Genomic DNA, 23184 nt, shown 5'->3' on the forward strand with positions numbered 1-23184 from the left:
GGATGCCGCCGCCGCGCGTCCGGTTCGGAGGGCCGCTCTGCCCCAGCCATCGGGGACGTGCAGGGTCGGCCGGTTTGGGGTTGGAAGGGGTGGCCGGGCGCGGCGGAAGGGGGGGGAGGCGCCGCGCCCGGCCGGGCCGGTGGCTTACGCCGCCGGCTTCAGCACGTCTTCACCCTTGCTCCAGTTGCAGGGGCAGAGTTCATCGGTCTGAAGCGCATCGAGCACGCGCAGGGTTTCCTGCGGGTTGCGGCCGACATTGAGGCCGTTGACCGTCACGTGCTGGATCACATTGTCCGGATCGATGATGAAGGTGGCGCGGAACGCGACATGCTCATTCTTGTCGAGGATGCCGAGCGCACCGGCCAGCTGGGCACCATTGTCGGCGATCCACGGGAAGTCCGCTTCGGCCAGTTCGGCATCCGAACGGCGCCACGCGAAATGGACATGGGCGGTGTCGGTCGACGCGCCGATCAGCACGGCGTCACGATCGGCGAATTCGCCCTTCAGCTTGCCATAGCCGACGATTTCGGTCGGGCAGACAAAGGTGAAGTCCTTGGGCCAGTAGAACAGCACCTTCCACTTGTCGCCGGTGTCGGCAAGGTTGATCGTTTCGCCGGCCGGCAGGGCCGAGGTGCCCTGCTGCACGGGCAGAGTGAGTTCGGGAAGCTTGTCGCCGACGGTGAGCATGATGCGTTCCTTATGCTGAGGCCCGTTGCCGGACCCGGATGAAAAAACCTGGCCGGAGCAGCGACTCGCCGCCCGACGTCCAAGCGAAATAGCGCTCTGGAAATCATCGATCAAATAGATTATTCCTGATCCATTGATCGACAGAGGCGATAAAGAATGACGGTCTTCCTGCCGACCATCAAGCAGCTGCAATATCTGGTGGCGCTGCACGATCATGGCCATTTCGGGCGGGCGGCGGATGCCTGTTTCGTCACCCAGTCGACGCTGTCGGCGGGCCTGCGCGAGCTGGAATCGCTGATCGGGATGACGCTGGTCGAACGCACGCGCCGCGTGGTCCGTTTCACCCCGACCGGCGACCGCATCGCGCACAAGGCGCGGCGCGTGCTGCGCGAGGCGGAGGAGCTGGCCGATCTCGCCCGCGCGGCGGGCAAGCCGCTGTCGGGCGAGATGCGGATGAGCGTCATCCCGACGATCGCCCCGTTCCTACTGCCGCGCATCCTGCCGCAGATCCGCGCCGAGCGGCCCGAGCTGCGCCTGTTCCTGCGCGAGGAACCGAGTGCGGCCGCCTGCGAATCGCTGCACCGGGGCACGGCCGACTGCGTGCTGCTGGCCCTGCCCTTTGCCTGTGGCGAGGTGGAGGCGGAGCCGCTGTTCGACGACCGGCTGTTCATCGCCTATCCGGGCGGTGCCTATCCGAATGGCGGGAACGATCTGCCGGCGCAGATCGCGCCCGATGCCATCGATCCGGACGAGCTGCTGCTGCTCGAGGACGGCCACTGCCTGCGCGACCATGCGCTTGCCGCCTGCAACCGGCCGGAACTGCGCGCCCAGGCGACGATGCTCGGCACGTCGCTGCACACTTTGGTGCAGATGGTCGACAATGGCCTGGGGGTGACGATGCTGCCCGAAATGGCGATCGAGGCCGGCATCCTCGACCATACGCGGGTCGTCGCCCGGCCGCTCGATTCCAGCCATGCCGCGCGGCGGATCGCGCTGTTGTGGCGCAAGGGCAGCCCGCGCGACCGCGATTTCCACCTGCTTGCCGATCTGCTGCGCGCGGCCGGTCAGTCCCAGCGCGCGGCGGCCTGATCGTCGCCGGCGCGCGGCTCCACCCAGCGCGTGCGCCCATCGGCCAGCAGCTCGCGTTTCCAGAATGGCGCGCCGGTCTTCAGCCGGTCGATCAGGAACGCGCAGGCATCGAGCGCGGCGTGGCGATGGCGCGCGGCAGCGGCGGCGATCATGATGCGTTCGCCCGCCGGCACCGTGCCGATGCGGTGGCGGATCACGACCCCCGACAGCCCGAACCGCGCCGCCGCCTCCCCGGCCAGCCGCACAAGCGCCGCCTCGGTCATGCCCGGATAATGCTCAAGCACCAGCGCGGTGACGCCGTCATCGGCGCGGGCGATGCCGGCAAAGCTCGCCACCGCCCCCGCGCCCAGCCGGTCGAGCGGGGCGAGCGCCGCCCCGGCATCGAACGGCCCGTCGCTGAGCGCGACGTCGATCATCCGCCGGTCATCGGCGGGAAAAAGGCGATTTCCGCCGCGCCCGTGACCGGTGTGTCGAGCGGCACCGCCTGCTGGTCGATCGCGGCGCGGATCCGCGACCGGTCGGCAAAGGCACCGGCATGGCCCGGCCCGGTCTCGACCAGCCAGTCGATCAGCCCGTTCAGATCGGCAATGCCGGGCGGCAGCGCGCACCATTCCTCGGCAAGGCCAATCCGCTCACGCACCCAGGCAAAATAAAGCAGCTTTACCAAAGCCCTAGTCCATGTGCCTGAGACCGACCCGCAGATAGTCCCACCCGGTCAACAGGGTCAGCGCCGCCGCCGCCCACAGGCTCGCCAGCCCGGCGGTGAAGATCAGCGGACTGCCCGGCACCGCGCCCGACAGGATCAGCGCGCCCAGCGCCACCATCTGGAATGCCGTCTTCCACTTGGCGAGCCGGCTGACCGGCACCGACACGCTCAGCTGCGCCAGAAACTCGCGCAGGCCCGACACGGCGATTTCGCGCAGCAGGATGATCAGCGCGGGGATGACGTGCCAGCCATGAACGATCGCGTGCTGCTCCACCCCTGCCCCGGTCGACAGCAGCATGACGATCACCGCCGCGACCATGATCTTGTCGGCAATGGGATCAAGGAAGATGCCGAGCTTGGACACCGTGCCCTGCGCGCGGGCGAGATAGCCGTCGAGATAATCGGTGATGCCGACGACGCAGTAGAGCGCGAAGGCGAGCGCAAAGCCCAGCTGCCACTGCGGATACCAGAGCAGAAAGACGAGAAACGGCACCGCGAAGATGCGCGACAGGGTCAAGAGATTGGGCAGGGTCAGCATGACGCCCCCCGCTTAACCCAGCCGCGCGCGACATTGAAGCGGCAGGACGCCGCCCGCCAGGCGATCATTGCGTCGCCCTTCCCCAACACGCGCGGACCGGCTAGAGCCGCGGCGGGCAGCAACGGGGCCGACCGCGGGATTATGCAAAGTTCGATGGGGCTTCTCACGCGGCGGCGCTTCCTGCCGCTGTTCGTCACCCAGTTTCTCGGCGCGTTCAACGACAATCTGTTCAAGAACGCGATGGTGCTGTTCGCGGTCTACAACGTCTATTCGGACCCGAAACAGGAAACCTGGTTCTCGGGGCTGGCGACGGGGCTGTTCATCCTGCCCTTCTTCCTGCTGTCGGCAACCTCGGGCCAGCTTGCCGACGCGACCGACAAGGCGCGCATCATCCGGCTGGTCAAGCTGGCCGAGATCCTGATCATGATCGTCGGCGCGATCGGGCTGCTGCTGCCGTCGATCCCGCTGATGCTGGCCGCCCTGCTGGCGATGGGCGTGCATTCGACCTTTTTCGGCCCGATCAAATACGCGATCCTGCCCCAGCATCTGGAACGGGACGAGGTGCTGGCGGGCACCGGGCTGGTTGAGGCGGGAACCTATATCTCGATCCTGGCCGGCACGATCATCGCAGGCGTCATCCCGGTCAAGGCGGCGGCGGCGATGGTCGTGATCGTCGCGGTGCTCGGCTATCTGGCCGGGCGTCAGGTGCCGCCCGCCCCGCCGACCGGCGAGCTTGACCATGTCGATCACAACCCGCTGACCGCATCCTACCGGCTGGTGTCGTCGACCATGCACATCCGCAAGCTGTTCCTGGCGATCCTGTCGATCAGCTTTTTCTGGATGATCGGCGCGGTGCTGTTCGTGCAGTTCCCGCCGCTCGTCAAAAACGTGCTGACCGCCGACAAGGCGGTCGCCAGCCTGTTCCTCGCCGTCTTTTCGGTCGGCGTCGCGATCGGATCGGTGATCATCAACCGGCTGCTCAAGGGTGAGGTGTCGGCGCGCTATTCGCCCCCGGCGGTGATCGTGATGGGCGGGTTCGTGCTCGCTTTCTATCTGATCGCGCGCAGCTGGGTGCCGGACGGGCGCGACCTGTATGACGTGATGGAGTTCATCGCCCATCCGGGCGCGCCCGCGCTGCTCGGCGCGCTGCTGGGCGTCGCGATTGCGGGCGGGGTGTTCGTGGTGCCGCTCTATGCGTTCCTGACCACCACCGTGTCGCAGGGGGAAACGGCGCGCACCGTTGCCGCCAACAACATCGTCAACTCGGGCGCGATGGTGATCGGATCGGTCTGCGCGCTGGGCCTCAGCTTTGTCGGCGTGTCGGCGGTCGACCAGTTTCTGATGACCGCAGGCATGTGCCTGATCTCCGCCGCGCTGGCGTGGAAGCTGCACCGCGCTTGCGATTGATATGGGCCTGCGACTGATTTGGGCCTGTAACTGATGTGGGCCTGTCAGGCGATGAAGCTGTAGATCGCGACGAAAAAGGCCGTGAAGCTCAGCGCGAACAGCCGCAGATCGTTGCGGTCGTCGGGCAGCGCCTCGATCATGGCGGTGGCGGGACGCGGCAGCCGGCGGCGCAGAGGATGGCCGGCGCCTTCGTTGGTCAGGACAAGTCGGCGTTTCATGGGCGAGAGGTTAACGCGCCGTTTACGATTCCGTCTCGCGGCGAATATGGTTAACGCCGTCCCGGAAAAGGACGGCGTGACGCGGCACGACCGGACGGGATGACAAAAAGGGGAGCGGGACGCGCGATGGGCAAGCTTCAGGGCATCAAGGTGGTCGACCTGACCCAGTTTCTGCCCGGACCGATGCTGACGCTGATGATGGCCGATCAGGGTGCCGATGTGGTCAAGATCGAGCCACCGGGCGGCGATCCCGCCCGCACCCAGGCCCCGGTCGAGGGCGGCCAGTCGGTCTGGTTCCGCTCGCTCAACCGCGGCAAGACCAGCCTGACGCTCGACCTCAAGAGCGAGGCCGGGCGCGCGCGGCTGTGGCGCGAACTCGCCGATGCCGATGTGCTGGTCGAAGGGTTCAGGCCCGGCGTGATGGCGCGGCTGGGCTTTGACTATGCGGCGGTCGCCGCCCGCCATCCGGGCATCGTCTATTGCTCGGTCACCGCCTTTGGCCAGCACGGCCCGCTCGCCGATCATCCCGCGCACGACATGGCCGTGCAGGCGCTGGCCGGCTTTTTGTCGGTCAATGACGGGCCGGACGGCACGCCGGTGGTGCCGGGCGTCGCCGCGTCGGACGTCGCCGCCGGGCTGACGGGCCTTGCCGGCGTGCTGATAGCGCTGATCGGCCGCCAGCGCACCGGGCGCGGCGATTATCTGGACATTGCGATGTTCGACAGCCTGCTGCCCTGGTGCGCGCACACCGCCGGCGATGCGATCATCGGCGGCCCGCCGCCGCGCTCTGCCGAACAGCGCTCGCTGGGCGGGGCGGCATTTTACCAGATCTACCGCACCGCCTGCGGCCGCCATGTCGCGCTGGGCGGGCGCGAGGAAAAGTTCGTCCGCAATCTGCTCGGCGCGCTCGGGCGGCCGGACCTGATCGACACCGCGCTCGGCCCGGCGGGTGCGGGGCAGGAGCCGGTGCGCGCCTTTCTGGCCGCGACCTTTGCCGCTCAGGACCGCGATCACTGGGTCCAATGGTTCGCCGACAAGGATGTCGCCTTCGCCCCGGTGCTCGATTTCCGCGAGGCGCTCGACCAGCCGCATGTCGCCGGGCGCGGCCTGCTGGTCGAGGCGGGGGCGGCCGCCAGATCGGCCCGGCAATCCGCTTTGCCGACACCTGCCCGCCCGACCGGCCGGCGCCGCCGCTCGGCCCGGTCAATGACGGGGAGACGCTGGGATGCTGAGGCTGGTGATCGACGGCCCCTGCGCCGAACTGCGCATCGACCGGCCCGAACGGCGGGGCGCGTTCGATCTGGCCATGTGGCAGGCCCTGCCCGGCCTGCTCGCCGAGGCCGAAGCGACGCCGGGGGTGCGGCTGTTGCTGCTGCGCTCGGCGGTCGCAGGGATGTTTTCCGCCGGGGCCGATATTGCCGAGCTGCTGGCCCGTTCGGGCGATCCGGCGTGGCGGGCGGACAATCAGGCGGCGCTGTTCGCCGCCCAGCACGCGCTGACCCGCACGCCGCTGCCCAGCATCGCCTTTGTCGATGGCGACTGTATCGGCGGCGGCTGCGGGCTGGCGCTGGCCTGCGATCTGCGGGTCGCGACGCCGCGCGCGCGGTTCGGCATCACCCCGGCGCGGCTGGGCCTTGTCTATCCGTTCCACGACACCAAGCTGCTGGTCGATCTGGTCGGCCCGGCACGGGCAAAGCGGCTGCTGTTCACCGGCCAGCTGATCGATGCGGCGGAGGCGGAGCGGATCGGCCTTGTCGATCTGATCGCCGACACGCCCGACGCGCTGACCGCACCGATCCTCGCCGCCTCGCCGCACAGCGTGCGCGAGGCCAAGGCGATGGTGCGCCGCGTGCTCGACGGGCAGGCGGATGAGGATGAAGCGACACGGGCGATCTTCGCCCGCGCCTTCACCCTGCCCGACTTCGCCGAGGGCACTGCCGCCTTCACGCAGAAACGCGCGCCCCGCTTCACCGGTCCGGAGACCTGAGGCAGACGCCGGTCAGGGGATCAGCAGCGTCGATCCGCTGGTCCGCCGCGCCTCGAGGTCGCGGTGCGCGGTCACGACATCGGCAAGCGCATAACGCTGGCCGATCGTCACCGTCACCCGGCCGCTCAGGATCATGTCCCACAGCCGCGCGACGCCCGCTGCCCGTTCGGCGGGGGCGGCATAATAATCGAACAGCGTCGGCCGGGTGACGAACAGCGATCCCGCGCGCGCGAGCACGCCCAGATCGACGCCGCTGACCGGGCCGGAGGCGTTGCCGTAGCTGATGATCAGCCCGCGCCGGCCGGTTGCGGCCAGCGACAGCGCCCAGCTGGCCGCGCCGACGCCGTCAAAGCTGACGCGCACCCCCGCCCCGCCGGTCAGCGCCCGCACCTGCCGCGCGGCATCGGGATCATCGGCCAGCAGCATGTGATCAGCGCCCGCCGCGCTCGCCGCCGCACATTTGGCCGCGCTCGACGCGGTGCCGATCACCGTCGCGCCCAGCGCCTTCAGCCACTGGGTCAGGATCAGCCCCACCCCGCCCGCTGCGGCATGGACGAGCACCGCATCGCCGGGTGCGACCTGCGCCGCCCGCTCGGCCAGGAACTCGGCGGTGCAGCCCTTGAGCAGGGCTGCCGCCGCCGTCTCGTCATCAATGCCGTCGGGAACATGGAACAGGCTGGCGGCGGGCACGTTGCGCGCCGCGGCATAGGCCCCGCGCGCCGGGCCGAAGGTTGCCACCCGGTCTCCGGCGGCAAGCCCCTCCACCCCCGGCCCAACCGCCTCGACCAGCCCGGCGGCCTCCATCCCCAGCCCGCCGGGCAGTTCGACCGGATAGAGGCCGGAACGGTGATAGGTGTCGATATAATTCAGGCCGATCGCGGTGTTGCGCATCCTGACCTCGCCCGGCCCCGGCGGCGGCAGCGACGCATCGACAAGCGCCATCACCTCCGGGCCACCGGTCCGTTCGATCATCACCGTCTGCGCCATCGCTCTCCCCTCAATCGCCCCGCCGCGCGGCCCGACAGGACCGCGCGATTGCAACCGGATCGGTTCTGACATGGCTGGACAATAATCGGAAGCTTGGCGACAGTCCGGCAATGGCCACCAACATCAAGGACGTGTCGCGCGCAGCCGGCGTGTCGATCAAGACGGTGTCGCGGGTGCTCAACAATGAGCGCTATGTGCGACCGGCGACGCGCGCCAGGGTGGAAGAGGCGATGGCCAGGCTCGGCTTCCGCCCCAGCGCCGCCGCCCGCGCGCTCGCGGGCGGCCGCTCGTTCCAGATCGCGCTGATGTGCAGCAATCCCGGGCCTTATTATCTGCACGGCCTGATCGCCGGGCTGCGTGGCCGCTGCGCCGCCGAAGGCGTGCGGCTGATCGTCCATGCCTATGACATCGAAGGGACCGAACTGAGCGAGGATGTGCGCGACATGCTGCGCCAGCTCAGCCCCGACGGGGTGATCCTGACGCCGCCGATCGCCGATCTGGAGCCGGTGCTCGACGCGCTGGAGGCGGCGAATACCCCTTATGTCCGCATCTCGCCGGGCATTTCGCCGGGCCGCAGCGCGGCGGTCGCGATCGACAATGAAGCCGCGGCGCGCGCGGTCACGGGCATGATGATCGGCCTCGGGCATCGCCGGATCGGCTTTGTCGTCGGGCACCGCAGCTATGCGGTCAGCAACCAGCGGCTGGCCGGCTATCTCGATGCGCTGCGCGATGCCGGGCTGGGCGTGGATCTGGAACTGGTGCAGCAGGGCTGGTTCGATTTCGCCTCGGGCCAGGCGGCGGCCGACCGGCTGCTCGACCTCCGCGACCCGCCGACCGCGGTCTTCGCCTCGAGCGACGACATGGCGGCAGGCGTGCTGGCCGCCGCGCACCGGCGGCGGCTGTCGGTGCCCGGCGACCTGTCGATCGCGGGGTTTGACGACACCGATCTCGCCCGTTCGGTGTGGCCGCCGCTCACCACCGTCCGCCAGCCGATCGCCGTGCTGGCCGAGCGGGCCGCCGAGCTGCTGTTCGAGCGTGCCGAGCCGGGGCTGAGGCTGGTGCCGTACGAGCTGGTGCGGCGCGAAACGGTCGCCGCGCCGGGCGCTTGCTGAAACGCCTGACAACGTTATCCTCTTCACTCGAAAAAGAGGATGCCCTGATGACCGACCCCCTGGCCGCGCGGCGCTGGCTGCTGATCGCGCTGATCTTTGTCGCGATCGCGCTCAATTACGTTGACCGGCAGGTGCTCGCCCTGCTCAAGCCGACGCTCGAGGCGGCATTTTCCTGGTCGAACCGCGATTATGCGCTGCTCGGCTCGGCCTTTCAGGTCACGGCGGCGATCTCGTTCCTGTTCGTCGGCTATATCGTCGACCGGTTCGGCGTGCGCCGCGCGCTCGGCTGGGGCGTGGCGCTGTGGAGCCTCGCCGGCATCGCCCATGCCTTTTCAACCAGTGTCGGCCAGTTCGTCGCCGCGCGCATCGCGCTGGCGGCGGCGGAAACGGTCGGCACACCGGCGGCGGTCAAATCGGCGGCGGTCTATCTGCCGCTCCGGCAGCGGTCGCTGGCGCTCGGTCTTGGCAACACCGCGCCCAATATCGGCGCGATCGTGACGCCGCTGCTGATCCCGCCGCTCGCGCTCGCATTCGGGTGGCAGGCGGCGTTCATCGTCACCGGCGCGCTCGGCTTTGTCTGGCTGATCTTCTGGATCGGCGGCACGCGCGGCCTGACCCCGGTCGCCGATCAGGGCGCGGCCGAGGGTGCGCGGGTGCCGCTGGGCGAGCTGATCCGCGACCGGCGCAGCTGGGCGATCATCGGCGCCAAATTCTTCAGCGATCTGTGCTGGTTCTTCCTGCTGTTCTGGATCCCGGATTTCTTCGGGCGGCAATTCGGGATGAGCCAGGCGACGCTGGGCGGGCCGGTGGCGCTGATCTACAGCCTCGCCGCGCTCGGCGCGCTGTCATCGGGGCTGCTGTTCCCCCGGCTGGTCGCACGGGGCCTGAGCGTCAACCGCGCGCGCAAAAGCTCGATGCTGTTCTATGCGCTGATGATCCTGCCGATGCCGCTGGCGATCCTCGCCCCCGGCCCCTGGGTGGCGGCGTTCGTGATCGGGATCGCGCTGTTCGCGCATCAGGGCTTTTCGACCAATATCTTCGGCCTGGCCGCCGATGCGATCCCGGCCGGGCGGGTTGCAACCGTGATCGGCGCGGGCGCGGTGGCGGGCAATCTGTCGGGCGCGGGCATGATCGAGCTGGCGGGGTGGAGCATCGATCACGGCCTTGGCTATTGGCCGATGTTCGCCGTGTGTGCGAGCGCCTATCTGGTCGCGACGCTGTGGGTGCATCTGCTGGTGCCGGTGATCCGCCCGGCCCAGGGCTGATTTTCTGTATACAGAAAACCGCGATTTCATCCGAACAATCGTCGTTCGTCATGATTTCGTAGGAAAATGGCAGCGCCGTCGTCATGTCGGCGCTGCAACGGCGGTGCGCAGTCAATCCTTTTTGGGGGAAAAACAAAATGCGCGCGACCCTTCAGTCCGCCTTGCTGGCGGGCACCATCCTTGCGTCATTTACCGGCCTGCCGGCCGCAGCGGCGATGGCCGCGCCGGTCGATCCGGCCGCGCCCGCCGCCACCGAAGCCGCGCCGGCCGATGCCGCCGCCGATGACGAACAGGGGCTGGGCGACATCATCGTCACCGCGCAGAAGATCGAACAGCGGCTGACCGACGTGCCGATCACCATTTCGGCGGTGTCGGGCCAGCGCATCCGCGATCTGGGGGTGACCGATCTGGATGAACTGTCCAATTATATCCCCGGCCTCAACATCCAGGAACAGAGCGCCAACAATCCCGGCATCGTCATCCGCGGCATCACCTCGGACAGCGGCTCGGCGCAGCAGGGCCCGCGCGTCACGCTTTATTACAACGGCGTCGACATCTCGCGCTCGCGCGGGTCCTATCAGGGCATTTACGATCTGGAACGCGTCGAGGTGATCAAGGGGCCGCAGGCCACGCTGTTCGGCACCGCCTCCGCCATCGGCGCGATCAGCCTGACCTCGGCGCGCCCGCGCGAGGGCACCGAGGGCATGCTGAGCATCGGCTATGGCAATTTCGACCAGAAGCAGCTGTCGGGCTATTTCAACGCCGGCAATGGCAAGATCGGCGGCCGCGTTGCCTTTGAATGGCGCAAGCGCGACGGCTATGTCGAAAATCTCGCGCCCAATCAGGACGATCTCTACGCGCAGGACAATCTGGGCGTGCGCGGTTCGATCCGCTTCACCCCCAGCGACGTGCTGACCATCGACCTGATCGGCACCTATGACCGTCAGCGCAACAGCGGCACGCCGTTCATCTCGCGCGCGCTGCCGACCACCGACGGGCCGGGCAATCCGTTCGGCCGCGCCTTTCTGGGCGGCTCGCCGCTGTCGGGGCAGGTGCTGGGCAAGGACGAGCTTGGCCTCGACCGCAATGTCTATGACCTCAATCTGAGCGCGACCTATGAGCTGTCGGACAATTGGTCGCTGACCACCGTCAACGGCTATCGCCAGTTCGACAGCCTTGAGGTGTTCGACGCCGACGGTTCGGCAGCCTGGTATCTGGAGTTTGCCGAGGAAGCGCGCGGCTGGCAGTTCAACCATGAACTGCGCCTGTCCTACACCAGCGACACCTTCCGCGGCTTTGCCGGGTGGAATTATTTCCATGAAGACGGCAGCCAGCGCGTGCCCTTCTCGACCGAAGAAGGCACCTATATCCAGTGCGCGACGCGGACGCTGGTGCCGGGCCTGCCCTGCATCGCCGCCAATGGCACGGTCTCGGCCGCTCAGGCGACCGCCATTCGAACGGGCGGTTTGTTCACGCGCATCCCCTACAGCTCGGTGTTCGAGAATCGCGGCCGCAACGATCAGTATTCGCTGTTTGCCGATGCGACCTTCATCCCCACCCCGGCGCTCGAGATCACGGCGGGCCTGCGCTATCTCTTCGAACGCCGCCGCTCGGGCTATCTGTCGGTCGTCCCCAACTCGGTCCTCAGCGGCGCGCCGCTGATCCCCGGCCAGATCAACACCGGCGGGCAGGAGTTTTCGGCCAAGGACACGTTCGATGCCTGGCTGCCGCGCGTGAACGTGCTCTACCGCGTCAGCCCGAACATCAACCTGTTCGCGACCGTGTCCAAGGGCCGGCGTTCGCCGGTGCTGCAGGTCGATGCCCAGCGCGTTGCCGGGGTCGTCCAGCGGCGGCTGCAGAATGTGTCGGAAGAAACCGTCTGGAACTATGAAGCCGGGATCAAGGGTTCGGCCGGCATCTTCTCGGGCGCGCTTGGCGTCTATCTGCAGGAATATCAGGACTTCCAGGTCTCGATCACCGAAAATGGCGTGAACATCACGCGCAGCGCCGGCAATGCGAGCAATCTGGGCGTCGAGCTTGAACTGCAGGCGAAGCCGACCGAATGGCTGACCCTGTTCGGCAATGTCGGCTATATCGATGGCGGGATCGACAATGATCCGGCCAATGGCCGCTTCGCCGGCAACCGCTTCCGCCTGCAGCCGGAATGGCAGGGCGCGGCGGGCTTCACCATCGATGCGCCGATCGGCGAAGGCATGCGCTTCTTCCTGACGCCCAGCGTGACCTATCGCAGCCGCATCTTCTTTGAACTGCCGAACAACCCGGCGATCTCGCAGGGCGCGGTGACGCTGATCAACGCGCGCGGCGGCGTGAGCTTTGCCGACAAGCGCTATGAAATCGCGGCGTTCATTCGCAATGCGACCAACAAGGATTATCTGCTCGACGCCGGCAACACCGGTGGCGGGTTCGGTATCCCGACCTTCATCCCGGCCGAGCCGCGCTTCTACGGCATTCAGGCCACGGCGCGCTTCTGATCTGAGACCGGGGATGCGCCGGACGGCGCATCCCCGCCTCTTGCCAAGGCGGTTTGACGCCGCGCCGTTCCCAGCTATGCCCTTCGCCAAAGGGGAGGAATGACGCGGTGACGAACAGGTTTCTGACATTTTTCGGGCCGGCGGCGATGGTCGCCGGCCTTGTCATGTCCGCGCCGGCCATCGCGGCCGGGGCGGCGCGCACCCCCTATCCGGCGGTGCTGCCGCTGCGCGATCAGGCGGGGATCATCAATGGCTGGCTGAAGGAACGGCTGGACACGGTGGTGCCACGCATCATGCGCGAACGCGGCGTCGACATGTGGGTGCTGGTCGCGCGCGAGAATTTCGAGGAGCCGGTGGTTGCCACCATGCTCGATGCCGAAAGCATGGCGGCGCGGCGGCGGACGATCCTGATCTTTTTCGACCCCGGCCAGGGCAGGCCGGTCGAGCGGCTGACAGTCAGCCGGTACGGGCTGGGCGGGCTGTTCGAGGCGGCGTGGTCGCCCGAGGCGCAGCCCGACCAGTGGCGGCGGCTGGCCGAGCTGATCGCCGAGCGGTCGCCGCGCCGCATCGCCATCAACTCCTCGCCAATGACCGCCTATGCCGATGGCATGACGCTGAGCGCGCATGACGAGATGATGGCCGCCCTGCCCCCGGCGCTCCGGGCGCGCGTGGTGCGCGACGAGGTGCTGGCCGTGCGCTGGCTGGAAACGCGCATCCCGGCCGAGGTCGAGCGTTACCGCGAAATCGTGCGGCTCGCCCATGCGATCATCGGCGAAGGCCTGTCGGACAAGGTCGTCACCCCCGGCGTCACGCGGGCGAGCGATCTGGTCTGGTGGTACCGCGAAAAGATCCGCGCACTGGGCGTCGACACCTGGTTCCAGCCATCGGTCGGCATCAACCGGCGCGGCGCGGCCGCGATGCTGTCGGGCGATACGGTGATCGAGCCGGGCGACATGATCTGGACCGATTTCGGCATCACCTATCTGCGGCTGGCGACCGACACCCAGCAGAACGCCTATGTGCTGCGCCCCGGCGAGACCGACGCGCCCAAGGGGCTGCGCGACGGTCTGGCGGCGAGCAACCGGGTGCAGGATGCGCTGACCGCCGCGTTCCGGACCGGGATCAGCGGCAATGAGGTGCTGGCCCGCGCCCGCGCCGCCGCGATCGCTGCGGGTCTGGAGCCGAGCATCTATTCGCACCCGATCGGCTATCACGGCCATGCCGCCGGCCCGTCGATCGGTTTCTGGGACAATCAGAAGCCCGATCCGCGCGGCGACGGCCCGGTCAATGCCGACACCGCCTGGTCGATCGAGCTGAGCGCCACCCACAAGGTGCCCGAATGGGACAATCAGCCGGTCGGTTTCCGCACCGAGGAGGATGCGTTCTTCGACGGGCGGAGCGTCACCTATCTCGATGGCCGGCAGACGCAATATTATCTGATCGGCGGTGCGAAATGAGCGGCGCGGGCATCATCCTGTCGCGCCGCGCGGCGCTGGGCGGCGCGGCGGCGCTCGGCGTCGGGCTGCTGCCCGGCCGGATCGGCGGCATCGCGCACGCAGGCACCGGGCGCATCCCCGGCGACACCGCGATCCGGGCGGCGGCACCCATCGCCCCGGCCGAACGGCTGGCGCGGATCGCGCGCGTGCAGGCGGCGATGGCGCGGGCCGGGGTCGGCGCGCTGCTGGTCGAGGCGGGATCGACGCTGCGTTATTTTACCGGAATCAACTGGTGGCGCAGCGAGCGACTGACCGCAGCGGTTATCCCGGTCGAAGGGCCTGTCGCCATCGTCACGCCGTTTTTCGAGGAACCGTCGATCCGCGAGATGCTCGCGGTGCCCGGCGATGTGCGGGTGTGGCAGGAGGATGAAAATCCGCACGCGCTGGTCGCGGGCTGGCTGCGCGACCTGAAACTGGCCGGGCGCCCGGTGGCGGTCGAGGAAACGACGCGCTTCTTTGCCGTTGACGGGCTGCAGCGCGCGCTGCCCGATGTGCGGATCGGATCGGGCGCGGCGCTGGTGAATGGCTGCCGGATGATCAAGTCGCCGGCCGAGATCGCGCTGATGCAGCGCGCGTCCGACATCGTGATCGCCGCCTATCGCGCCACCGCGCCCCAGGTGCAGGCGGGGATGGACGGGGCGCAGATCTTCCAGATCATGCGCGGCGAAATCGCGCGGCGCGGCGGCGAGACGCCGTCGGGCGGGGTGGAGATCAACGAGGGCAGCGCCCTGCCCCATGGCTCGCGCGAGCGGCAGACGGTGCGCGAGGGGTCGGTGATCCTGATGGACTGCGGCTGCACAGTCGATGGCTATCATGCCGACATTTCCCGCACCTTCGTGTTCGGCACGCCCGACCGGGCGCAGCGGGAGATGTTCGCCAATGTCCGGCGCGGCCAGGATGTGGCGATGGCGGCGGCGCGGATCGGCGTGCCGGCGGGTCAGGTCGACGATGCGGTGCGCCGCGAATATGAACGGCTGGGCTATGGCCCCGGCTACCGCCTGCCCGGCCTGTCGCACCGCACCGGCCATGGCATCGGCATGGACGTGCACGAGCCGGTCAATCTGGTCCATGGCGAGACGACGCCGCTCCAGCCCGGCATGTGCTTTTCCAACGAACCCGGCCTTTATGCGCCCGGCCGCTATGGCATCCGCATCGAGGATTGTTTCTACATGACCGACAGCGGCCCGCGCTATTTCTCCGAGCCGCCGCCGTCGCTCGACGATCCCTTTGCCTGACCGCTGCCGGTCCGGGCGACCGGGCCGGCGGCGCAGCCATGGGCGCGGCTGCGCCAGTTGACGAGATGCGCGCGCGCGAGCGCCAGCGCGCCCGCCACGGTCAAGAGCGTCTCGGCCGGTTCAGGCACGTCCGCCGCCACCCCCGCCGCCAGCAGCGCCAGCCCCGCGCCGCCCGCCAGCAGCGGGGCCGCCCGGCGGTGCCCCCGCACGCCCAGCGCCAGCGCGACAAGGCTGGTCGGCACGGCAAAGGCGAACGCCCAGAGGTGAAACGCCTCCGGCCACGCCACCCAGGCGGCGAGCATGGGCAGCATCAGCGCGACCAGCGGCAGGGCGAGACAATGGACAAGGCACAGGGCCGATGCGGCAATCGCCGCCCCGTCGAGCAGCCGCGCCGGCATGTCGGCGAACGGGGCGCGGGAAATGGGCCGGATGGGCATCTGCACGGCTTTCTGGTCGCGGCGCCGGCCGATCCGCCGCCCTGTTCCCCCTCAGATGATGATACATTATATCATTTGCAAGCCCCGCTTTGCCCTTACCCGCCGCATCAGCCGGTGATGCCGGGCAGGTTCAGGCCATGGTCGCGCGCGCAGTCGAGCGCCAGATCATAGCCGGCATCGGCATGGCGCATCACGCCGGTCGCCGGATCGTTCCACAGCACCCGCTCCAGCCGCCGCGCCGCGGCCGCGCTGCCATCGGCGACGATCACCATGCCGGCATGCTGGGAATAGCCCATGCCCACCCCGCCGCCATGGTGCAGCGACACCCAGCTGGCGCCCGAGGCGGTGTTGAGCAGCGCATTGAGGAGCGGCCAGTCCGACACCGCATCCGATCCGTCGCGCATCGCCTCGGTCTCGCGATTGGGGCTGGCGACCGATCCGGAATCGAGATGGTCGCGGCCGATCACGATCGGCGCCTTGACCTCGCCGCGCGCCACCATTTCGTTGAACGCCAGCCCCAGCCGGTGCCGGTCGCCCAGCCCGACCCAGCAGATGCGCGCCGGCAGCCCCTGAAAGCGGATGCGTTCGCGCGCCATGTCCAGCCAGTGATGCAGATGGGCATTGTCGGGCAGCAGCTCCTTCACCCGCTGATCGGTGCGGTAGATATCCTCGGGATCGCCCGACAGCGCCGCCCAGCGGAACGGCCCGATGCCCCGGCAGAACAGCGGCCGGATATAGGCGGGCACGAAACCGGGGAAATCGAACGCCCCGTCCAGCCCCATGTCATGCGCGACCTGGCGGATGTTGTTGCCGTAGTCGAGCGTCGGCACGCCTGAGCGGTGAAAGGCCAGCATCGCTTCGACCTGATCGCGCATCGATGCCCGCGCCGCCCGGTCGACCGCCGCCGGATCGTCGGTCCGCGCGCTCTGCCAGCGGTCGAGCGACCAGCCGCGCGGCAGATAGCCATTGACCGGATCATGCGCCGATGTCTGGTCGGTGACGACATCGGGGCGCACCCCGCGCCGCACCAGTTCTGGATAGATGTCGGCGGCATTGCCCAGCAGGCCGACCGACACCGGCGGGCCGCCGGCAGCCCCGGCTTCGGCGATGATCGCCAGCGCTTCGTCGAGATCGGTCGTCGCCCGGTCGAGATAGCCGGTGCGCAGGCGCATCTCGATCCGGCTCGGCTGGCATTCGACCGCCAGGCAAGACGCCCCGGCCATGGTCGCGGCAAGCGGCTGCGCGCCGCCCATGCCGCCCAGCCCCGCGGTCAGGATCCAGCGGCCCTTGAGGCTGCCGCCATAATGGCGGCCGACCTCGACAAAGGTCTCGTATGTGCCCTGCACGATCCCCTGGCTGCCGATATAGATCCAGGACCCGGCGGTCATCTGACCGTACATCATCAGCCCGGCGCGATCGAGCTGGTTGAAATGTTCCCAGGTCGCCCAGCGCGGCACAAGGTTTGAGTTGGCGATCAGCACGCGCGGCGCATCGGCATGGGTGCGGAACACGCCGACCGGCTTGCCCGACTGGACGAGCAGCGTCTCCTCCTCGCCCAGCGCGGTGAGCGCCGCGACAATGGCATCAAAGCTGCGCCAGTCGCGCGCCGCCCGCCCGATGCCGCCATAGACGACCAGTTCATGCGGGTTTTCCGCCACATCGGGGTCGAGATTGTTCATCAGCATGCGGATCGCCGCCTCGGCCTGCCAGGTCCGCGCCGTGCGTTCGGGGCCGCGCGGGGCGCGGATCAGCCGCTGATTGTCGGTCCGGTTCATGACTGGCCTTTCGCAAAATCAAGACATTGGGTGAGGATTGCGCGCAAAACCGGCTGCACCCCGGCCATGCGCGCGGGATCGATCCGGCCGGTTGCTTCGTCCAGATAGGCGCGCTGGGCGAGTTCCATCTGCACGGCATGAACGCCGTCGCCGGGCCGCCCGAGCCGGCGGGTGATCCAGCCGCCCTTGAACCGGCCGTTCAGCACCTGATCCGGGCCGCACAGCCCGGAAATCGCGGCAGCAAGCGCGGGGTCGCAGCTCGCCCCGCCATTGGTGCCGATGTTGAAACAGGGCAGCCGCCCGTCGAACAGCCAGGGCAGTTCGCTGCGGATCGAATGGGCGTCGTAAACGACCACCGCCGCATGGCGCGCGCGCAGCCGGGCGATCTCGGCATCGAGCGCGGCGTGATAGGGATCGAACCACAAGGCGCGGCGGCGGGCGATTTCGGCGGCACCGGGTTCGCACCCCGCCCGGTAGAGCGGCCGGCCGGCAAAATCGGTGACCGGGCACAGGCCCGTGGTCGCCTGCCCCGGATAGAGCGACACGCCCGTGGGATCGCGGTTGACGTCGATCGCCACCCGCGACCGGCGGGTGCGGATCACGGTCGCGCCCAGCCCGGCGGCAAAGCGGTAGAGCCGGTCGACATGCCAGTCGGTATCGCCCAGCGCGCCCGCCGGATCGTGCAGCCGCGCGGCGATCCCGGCCGGGATCGCGGTGCCGGCATGGGGGATGCTGACGATCAGCGGGCCGTCGCCGCGCGTGACGGCCAGCCAGCCGGGCATCAGCCGGCAATCCCCGGCAGGTCGGCAAGCGCGGCCAGCGCCCCGCCCTCGACCAGCGCGGTGGCGGCGACAATGTCCGGGTGGAAATGGCGGTCGTCGCCCAGCATCGGCACCTGGGCGCGTAGCAGCGCGCGTGCCGACTCGAGCATGTCGCTCGACCTGAGCGGGGCGTGAAAGTCGCAGCCCTGCGCGGCTGCCAGATATTCGATGCCCAGGATCGCGGCGAGATTGGCCGTCATCGCCGTCAGCCGCCGCGCGCCATGCGCCGCCATCGACACATGATCTTCCTGATTGGCGGAGGTCGGGATCGAATCGACTGAGGCCGGGGTCGCGCGCTGGCGGTTTTCCGACACCAGAGCGGCGGCGGTGACCTGCGGGATCATGAAGCCGGAGTTGAGCCCGGGGCGCGGCGTCAGGAATGCCGGCAGCCGCGACAGCGCCGGATCGACGAGCATCGCCACCCGGCGTTCGGCGATGCTGCCGATCTCGCACACCGCCAGCGCGATCATGTCGGCGGCAAAGGCGACCGGCTGGGCGTGGAAATTGCCGCCCGACAGCGCGGTGTCGTCATCCGCCATGATCAGCGGATTGTCCGACACGCCGTTCGCCTCGCGCATCAGCGTCGCCCCCGCCTGGCGCAGCAGATCAAGGCAGGCGCCCATCACCTGGGGCTGGCAGCGCAGGCAATAAGGGTCCTGCACGCGCGCATCATCGGCCAGGTGCGAGGCGCGGATGGCGGAGCCTGCCATCAGCCGGGCGAGCGCCGCCGCCACCTCGGCCTGCCCGGCCTGACCGCGCAGCGCATGGATGCGGGGGTCAAAGGGCGTGTCGGAGCCTTTGGCCGCCTCGGTCGACAGCGCGCCGGTCAGCAAAGCGGCGCGGAACAGCGTGTCGGCGGCGAACAGCCCGGCCAGCGCATAGGCGGTCGAGAACTGGGTGCCGTTGAGCAGCGCCAGCCCTTCCTTCGGGCCTGGGTCGAGCGGCGTCAGCCCGGCGCGAGCGAGCGCATCGGCCGCCGGCATCCGCACCCCGCCCAGATCGATCTCGCCCACGCCGATCATCGCGGCGGCCATATGCGCAAGCGGTGCCAGATCGCCCGACGCGCCGACCGACCCCTGGGCCGGCACCACCGGCAGCGCCCCGGCGGCGAGCATCGCTTCGAGTAGCGCGACCGTCTGCGGCCTGACCCCCGACGCGCCATGGCCGAAACTGGCCAGCTTCAGCGCCATCATCAGCCGCACGACCGGGGCCGGCATCAGATCGCCCACCCCGGCGGCGTGGCTGAGGATGATGTTGCGCTGCAGGGCCGCAAGATCGCCGGGCGCGATGGATTCGCTCGCCAGCCGGCCGAAACCGGTGTTGATCCCGTAAACCGGCGCATCGCGGGCGACGATGCGTTCGACGGCGGCGGCGCTGGCGGCAATCGCCGGGCGCGCGGCATCGGCCAGCCGCACCGGCACGCCGTCCATCGCCCGCCGCCAGTCAGCCAGCGGCACCGCCCCCGGCACCAGTTCGATCATGTGTCCTGTCCTTTGAAGATGCGCCGCCACAGCGGGTTCGGCCCGATGCGGCAGACAAGGTCGTGCGGATGGTCGATGTCCCAGATCGCCAGATCGGCATCATGGCCGGGCCGCAGCACGCCGATCCGCCCGCCAAGCCCCAGCGCGCGCGCGGCCGTCACCGTCATGCCGGTCAGGCATTCATCGGGGGTCAGGCCGAACAGCACCGCCGCCATGTTCATCGCGACAAGCGGCGAGGCGAGCGGCGATGTGCCGGGGTTGAGATCGGTCGCCACCGCCATCGCCACGCCCGCCGCGCGCAGCGCCGCGACCGGCGGGGCCTTGATCTCGCGCAGGAAATAATAGGCGCCGGGCAGCAGCACCGCGACCGTGCCCGCGCGGGCGAGCGCGGCGATCCCGGCATCGCCCAGATGCTCCAGATGATCGGCCGACAGCGCGCCGTGCCGCGCCGCCAGTTCGGCCCCACCCTGATCCGACAGCTGTTCGGCGTGCAGCCGCACCGCATAGCCATGCGCGCGGGCGGCGGTGAACAGCCGGTCGATCTGCGCGGGGGAAAAGGCGATCGTCTCACAAAACGCATCGACCGCATCGGCAAGTCCGGCAGCCGCCGGCAGCATGGCGGCGATCACATGGTCGATATAGGCATCGGCGGGGCTGGCGATCCCGGCGCCCCTGAACTCGGGCGGCACCGCATGGGCGGCAAGCAGGCTGGTGGTCACGCCGACCGGCCGCAGCCCGGCGAGCGCACGGGCAGCGCGCAGCATCTTGAGTTCATCGGCAAGCGTCAGGCCATAGCCGGACTTGATCTCGACCGTCGTCACCCCCTCGGCAAGCAGCGCGTCGAGCCGGGCGAGGCTCTGGGCGACCAGCCCCGCCTCATCCGCCGCGCGCGTCGCCCGCACGGTCGCCAGAATGCCCCCGCCCGCCTCGGCGATCGCCGCATAATCGGCCCCGCCCAGCCGCGCGACGAACTCGCCGGTGCGGTTGCCGGCATGGACCAGATGGGTGTGGCAATCGACCAGCCCCGGCGTGATCCAGCGGCCGCCACACTCGACGACCTCGCCGGCGGCAAAGCCCGGCGCGTCGGCAGCCGGCCCGGCCCACAGGATGCGGCCATCGGCAACCGCGACGATGCCGTCTCCGACAAGCCCGAGCGGATCACCCTTGCCCCCGGTCATCATCGCCAGCCGCGCGCCGCGCCACAGCCGGTCGCAGCTGATCGGATCGCGGGCAGGATCGGACGACTCATCGGCCATGGCTTGATCCTGTCGCCGCACTGCTGATATGTCTAGACATAATAAGCGCGGTTTTCACAGCCCGCCCGGCCGTGGGCGGCCCCACACCCAAGGCCTCCACATTCAAGGCCCCCACAATCGAGGAGAGCGGCGATGATCCTGTGGTTCAACGAAGCGCTGCTGCCGGATGGCTGGGCCGCCAGGGTCGCCGTGCAGATCAGCGGCGACCGGATTGTAGCGGTGACGCCCGGTGCCGATCCCGCCAAGGCCGATGAACGCCATGCGGTGGCCCTGCCCGGCCTTGCCAATGTGCACAGCCACGGCTTTCAGCGCGGCATGGCCGGCCTGTCGGCGGTGGCCGCGCCGGGCGGCGATGATTTCTGGAGCTGGCGCACGGTCATGTACCGGTTTCTCGACCGGCTCGACCCCGATGATGTCGAGGCGATCACCGCCTTTGCCTGTGTCGAGATGCTTGAGGGCGGCTTCACCCGGCTGGGCGAGTTTCATTATCTGCACCATGATCCGGACGGCCGGCCCTATGCGGCGCGGGCGGAAATGGCCGGGCGCATCGCGGCGGCGGCGCAGGCGGCGGGGATCGGGCTGACGCTGCTGCCCGTCTTTTACGCGCATGGCGATTTCGGCGGCCGCCCGCCGGGTGCCGGCCAGCGCCGCTTCATCACCGATCCGGACGGCTTTGCCCGGCTGGTCGAGGACAGCCGCGCGCTGCTCGCCCCCGGCGACACGCTGGGCATTGCACCGCACAGCCTGCGCGCCGCGACGCCGGACGAGCTGACCGCGCTGCTGCCGCTGATGGCGGGCGGCCCGGTTCATATCCATGCCGCCGAACAGCTGCGCGAGGTGGAAGCCAGCATCGCGGCGCTCGGCGCCCGGCCAGTCGAATGGCTGCTGGCGAACATGCCGGTCGATCGCCGCTGGTGTCTGGTTCATGCGACCCACATGACCGATGCGGAAACGGCAGCGCTGGCGGCGTCGGGGGCGGTCGCGGGTTTCTGCCCGCTGACCGAGGCCGATCTGGGCGACGGCATCGCCCCGGCGGACACGCTGCTTCACTGTGGCGGGCGGCTGGCGATCGGCACCGATTCCAACATCCTGATCGATGCGGCGGGCGAGCTGAGGCAGCTTGAATATGCGCAGCGGCTGAAGCGGCGGCAGCGCAACATCCTCGCCTCGGCCAACTGCCCCTCGGTCGGCCGGTGGCTGTTCGAGGCGGCGCTGGCCGGGGGCATCAGGCGCTGGGCCAGACCGGACCGGCCGGGCTGGCGGCGGGCGCACCGGCCGATATCGTCACCCTGGCCGCCGATCATCCCGCACTTTACGGCGCGGCAGGCGATCGCTGGCTGGATGGCTGGATCTTTGCCGCGCGCGCGCCGGCGATCGACACCGTCTGGCGCGCCGGGCGCAAGCGCGTGGCCGGCGGACGGCATCTGGCGCGCGACACCATCGCCTTGCGCTACCGCCGGGCGCTGGCCAAGATGGCGGCGTGACGATCGAACAGCGCATCCGGGCGGATATCGAAGGCAGGATCCGCGCCGGGGAGTGGAAGCCCGGCCACCGCATCCCCTATGAACATGAACTCGTCGCCCAATATGGCTGTGCGCGCGCGACGGTGGGCAAGGCGCTGGCGGCGCTCGCCCGTTCAGGGCTGATCGAGCGGCGGCGCAAGGCGGGATCGTTCGTCGCCGAACCGCATCTGGAAGCCGCCGTGCTCGACATTCCCGATATCGGCGCGGCGGTGGCGGCGCGCGGCGATGCCTATCGCTGGGCGTTGCGCGCGCGGCATGAACACGCTGCCCCGCCCGCCGATGCGGCGACGGCGTTGCTCGGCACCGCCGGGCCGGTGCTGCTGCTCGACGGCATCCATCATGCCGGCGACCGGCCCTTTGCCCATGAACAAAGGCTGATCGCGCTCGACGCGGTGCCGGACGCCGCCGCCGCCGATTTCGCCGCGGGCGAGCCGGGGCGCTGGCTGATCGCGCATGTGCCGTGGAGCGAGGCGCGCCACCGGATCAGCGCGGTGCCGGCAGGTCGCGCCCATGCCGCCGCGCTCGACGTGCCGCCCGGCACCGCCTGCCTGCAGATCGAACGCTGGACCTGGCGGCTGGGCCGGGGGATCACCCATGTGATCCAGCTGTTTCCCGGCCATCGTTACGATCTGGTCGCCCAATTCACGCCCGCCGCGCGTTAAGGGGGTGTAT

19 protein-coding genes and 2 pseudogenes are annotated in these 23184 nt (G+C 69.4%); 11 read left to right on the plus strand and 10 right to left on the minus strand.

The genetic code is table 11. The annotated features are described in order from the left end of the window. Positions 1 to 144: 144 nt before the first annotated feature. Positions 145 to 687 carry a peroxiredoxin gene (locus GVO57_RS12900; protein ID WP_160593570.1) on the minus strand — a complete coding sequence of 181 codons (543 nt, stop codon included), beginning with the start codon at positions 685 to 687 and terminating at the stop codon, positions 145 to 147. Between the two features lie 156 nt (positions 688 to 843). Here GVO57_RS12900 and GVO57_RS12905 point away from each other — a divergent pair, with 156 nt between their 5' ends. Continuing rightward, the gene (locus GVO57_RS12905; RefSeq protein WP_160593571.1) at positions 844 to 1776 is read left to right on the plus strand and encodes a hydrogen peroxide-inducible genes activator; all 933 of its coding nucleotides are present in this window, start codon (positions 844 to 846) and stop codon (positions 1774 to 1776) included. Here the strand turns inward: GVO57_RS12905 and GVO57_RS12910 are convergent. Genes GVO57_RS12910 through pgsA form a run of 3 tightly spaced genes read right to left on the minus strand, consistent with a single transcriptional unit; the run spans position 1752 to position 3020 of the window. Continuing rightward, positions 1752 to 2192: a molybdenum cofactor biosynthesis protein MoaE gene (locus GVO57_RS12910; RefSeq protein ID WP_160593572.1), complete on the minus strand. Its 441-nt coding sequence runs from the start codon at positions 2190 to 2192 to the stop codon at positions 1752 to 1754. The genes GVO57_RS12905 and GVO57_RS12910 overlap by 25 nt on opposite strands. Next, on the minus strand, positions 2189 to 2443 hold the full coding sequence (moaD, locus tag GVO57_RS12915) for a molybdopterin converting factor subunit 1 (protein WP_160593573.1): 255 nt from the start codon (positions 2441 to 2443) through the stop codon (positions 2189 to 2191). The genes GVO57_RS12910 and moaD overlap by 4 nt, the downstream gene beginning before the upstream one ends. Positions 2444 to 2447: 4 nt before the next feature. Then, entirely contained in the window at positions 2448 to 3020 is a 573-nt protein-coding gene (gene pgsA / locus GVO57_RS12920) for a CDP-diacylglycerol--glycerol-3-phosphate 3-phosphatidyltransferase (protein ID WP_160593574.1), read from the minus strand. Positions 3021 to 3161: 141 nt separating this feature from the next. Between pgsA and GVO57_RS12925 the strand changes: the two genes are divergently transcribed. The 3 genes and pseudogenes from GVO57_RS12925 to GVO57_RS12935 all read left to right on the plus strand — a co-directional run bounded on the left by GVO57_RS12925 (position 3162) and on the right by GVO57_RS12935 (position 6632). Then, complete coding sequence (locus tag GVO57_RS12925) at positions 3162 to 4427, plus strand: MFS transporter (RefSeq protein ID WP_160593575.1); 1266 nt, start codon at positions 3162 to 3164, stop codon at positions 4425 to 4427. A 413-nt stretch (positions 4428 to 4840) separates the two neighbouring features. Further along, positions 4841 to 5764: pseudogene (locus tag GVO57_RS12930) on the plus strand (CaiB/BaiF CoA transferase family protein); the annotation flags it as partial. Positions 5765 to 5870: 106 nt separating this feature from the next. After that, on the plus strand, positions 5871 to 6632 hold the full coding sequence (locus GVO57_RS12935) for an enoyl-CoA hydratase/isomerase family protein (RefSeq protein WP_160593576.1): 762 nt from the start codon (positions 5871 to 5873) through the stop codon (positions 6630 to 6632). Between the two features lie 12 nt (positions 6633 to 6644). On the opposite strand, the gene GVO57_RS12940 is transcribed toward GVO57_RS12935, so the two are convergent. Then, positions 6645 to 7619: a quinone oxidoreductase family protein gene (locus GVO57_RS12940; RefSeq protein WP_160593577.1), complete on the minus strand. Its 975-nt coding sequence runs from the start codon at positions 7617 to 7619 to the stop codon at positions 6645 to 6647. A 110-nt stretch (positions 7620 to 7729) separates the two neighbouring features. On the opposite strand from GVO57_RS12940, the gene GVO57_RS12945 reads away from it, so the two are divergent. The 5 genes from GVO57_RS12945 (at position 7730) to GVO57_RS12965 (ending at position 15219) form a co-directional block, all read left to right on the plus strand. Beyond that, positions 7730 to 8731 carry a LacI family DNA-binding transcriptional regulator gene (locus GVO57_RS12945; RefSeq protein WP_160593578.1) on the plus strand — a complete coding sequence of 334 codons (1002 nt, stop codon included), beginning with the start codon at positions 7730 to 7732 and terminating at the stop codon, positions 8729 to 8731. 47 nt (positions 8732 to 8778) lie between these two features. Further along, positions 8779 to 9996 (plus strand): MFS transporter, encoded by a 1218-nt coding sequence (locus GVO57_RS12950; protein WP_160593579.1) that lies wholly within the window; start codon positions 8779 to 8781, stop codon positions 9994 to 9996. A 137-nt stretch (positions 9997 to 10133) separates the two neighbouring features. Further along, positions 10134 to 12488, plus strand: a complete 2355-nt coding sequence (locus GVO57_RS12955) for a TonB-dependent receptor (protein WP_160593580.1) — start codon at positions 10134 to 10136, stop codon at positions 12486 to 12488. A 107-nt stretch (positions 12489 to 12595) separates the two neighbouring features. Further along, positions 12596 to 13945 (plus strand): M24 family metallopeptidase, encoded by a 1350-nt coding sequence (locus GVO57_RS12960; RefSeq protein WP_233281380.1) that lies wholly within the window; start codon positions 12596 to 12598, stop codon positions 13943 to 13945. Continuing rightward, positions 13942 to 15219 carry a M24 family metallopeptidase gene (locus tag GVO57_RS12965; protein ID WP_160593581.1) on the plus strand — a complete coding sequence of 426 codons (1278 nt, stop codon included), beginning with the start codon at positions 13942 to 13944 and terminating at the stop codon, positions 15217 to 15219. The genes GVO57_RS12960 and GVO57_RS12965 overlap by 4 nt, the downstream gene beginning before the upstream one ends. On the opposite strand, the gene GVO57_RS12970 is transcribed toward GVO57_RS12965, so the two are convergent. From GVO57_RS12970 to hutI, 5 genes are all read right to left on the minus strand, one after another. Next, on the minus strand, positions 15174 to 15656 hold the full coding sequence (locus GVO57_RS12970) for a MerC domain-containing protein (protein WP_268830435.1): 483 nt from the start codon (positions 15654 to 15656) through the stop codon (positions 15174 to 15176). The two genes, GVO57_RS12965 and GVO57_RS12970, sit on opposite strands and share 46 nt — an antisense overlap. A 107-nt stretch (positions 15657 to 15763) precedes the next feature. Next, a complete protein-coding gene (hutU, locus tag GVO57_RS12975; RefSeq protein WP_160593582.1) occupies positions 15764 to 17431 on the minus strand; it encodes a urocanate hydratase in 1668 nt (555 codons plus the stop codon). Beyond that, positions 17428 to 18213, minus strand: a complete 786-nt coding sequence (gene hutG / locus GVO57_RS12980) for an N-formylglutamate deformylase (RefSeq protein WP_160593583.1) — start codon at positions 18211 to 18213, stop codon at positions 17428 to 17430. Before hutG ends, hutU begins: the two co-directional genes overlap by 4 nt. After that, positions 18213 to 19733 carry a histidine ammonia-lyase gene (gene hutH / locus GVO57_RS12985; protein WP_160593584.1) on the minus strand — a complete coding sequence of 507 codons (1521 nt, stop codon included), beginning with the start codon at positions 19731 to 19733 and terminating at the stop codon, positions 18213 to 18215. The genes hutG and hutH overlap by 1 nt, the downstream gene beginning before the upstream one ends. Next, positions 19730 to 20953 (minus strand): imidazolonepropionase, encoded by a 1224-nt coding sequence (gene hutI, locus GVO57_RS12990; RefSeq protein ID WP_160594017.1) that lies wholly within the window; start codon positions 20951 to 20953, stop codon positions 19730 to 19732. The genes hutH and hutI overlap by 4 nt, the downstream gene beginning before the upstream one ends. A 168-nt stretch (positions 20954 to 21121) precedes the next feature. Between hutI and GVO57_RS12995 the strand changes: the two are divergent. Continuing rightward, positions 21122 to 22473, plus strand: a pseudogene (locus GVO57_RS12995) (formimidoylglutamate deiminase). Then, positions 22470 to 23174: a UTRA domain-containing protein gene (locus tag GVO57_RS13000; protein ID WP_160593585.1), complete on the plus strand. Its 705-nt coding sequence runs from the start codon at positions 22470 to 22472 to the stop codon at positions 23172 to 23174. The pseudogene GVO57_RS12995 and the gene GVO57_RS13000 overlap by 4 nt, the downstream one beginning before the upstream one ends. Positions 23175 to 23184: the final 10 nt, after the last annotated feature.

Source organism: Sphingomonas changnyeongensis, from assembly GCF_009913435.1.
Lineage (GTDB): Bacteria > Pseudomonadota > Alphaproteobacteria > Sphingomonadales > Sphingomonadaceae > Sphingomonas_B > Sphingomonas_B changnyeongensis.

Bases quoted from the DNA above. Each gene is read 5' to 3' on its own strand.
- GVO57_RS12940 (WP_160593577.1), bottom strand. From the start codon at position 7,619: ATGGCGCAGACGGTGATGATCGAACGGACCGGTGGCCCGGAGGTGATG.
- hutG (WP_160593583.1), bottom strand. From the start codon at position 18,213: ATGCCCGGCTGGCTGGCCGTCACGCGCGGCGACGGCCCGCTGATCGTC.
- GVO57_RS12945 (WP_160593578.1), top strand. From the start codon at position 7,730: ATGGCCACCAACATCAAGGACGTGTCGCGCGCAGCCGGCGTGTCGATC.
- GVO57_RS12900 (WP_160593570.1), bottom strand. From the start codon at position 687: ATGCTCACCGTCGGCGACAAGCTTCCCGAACTCACTCTGCCCGTGCAG.
- GVO57_RS12955 (WP_160593580.1), top strand. From the start codon at position 10,134: ATGCGCGCGACCCTTCAGTCCGCCTTGCTGGCGGGCACCATCCTTGCG.
- GVO57_RS12950 (WP_160593579.1), top strand. From the start codon at position 8,779: ATGACCGACCCCCTGGCCGCGCGGCGCTGGCTGCTGATCGCGCTGATC.
- GVO57_RS12925 (WP_160593575.1), top strand. From the start codon at position 3,162: ATGCAAAGTTCGATGGGGCTTCTCACGCGGCGGCGCTTCCTGCCGCTG.
- GVO57_RS12970 (WP_268830435.1), bottom strand. From the start codon at position 15,656: ATGCCCATCCGGCCCATTTCCCGCGCCCCGTTCGCCGACATGCCGGCG.
- GVO57_RS12910 (WP_160593572.1), bottom strand. From the start codon at position 2,192: ATGATCGACGTCGCGCTCAGCGACGGGCCGTTCGATGCCGGGGCGGCG.
- hutH (WP_160593584.1), bottom strand. From the start codon at position 19,733: ATGATCGAACTGGTGCCGGGGGCGGTGCCGCTGGCTGACTGGCGGCGG.
- GVO57_RS12935 (WP_160593576.1), top strand. From the start codon at position 5,871: ATGCTGAGGCTGGTGATCGACGGCCCCTGCGCCGAACTGCGCATCGAC.
- GVO57_RS12905 (WP_160593571.1), top strand. From the start codon at position 844: ATGACGGTCTTCCTGCCGACCATCAAGCAGCTGCAATATCTGGTGGCG.
- hutU (WP_160593582.1), bottom strand. From the start codon at position 17,431: ATGAACCGGACCGACAATCAGCGGCTGATCCGCGCCCCGCGCGGCCCC.
- pgsA (WP_160593574.1), bottom strand. From the start codon at position 3,020: ATGCTGACCCTGCCCAATCTCTTGACCCTGTCGCGCATCTTCGCGGTG.
- GVO57_RS12965 (WP_160593581.1), top strand. From the start codon at position 13,942: ATGAGCGGCGCGGGCATCATCCTGTCGCGCCGCGCGGCGCTGGGCGGC.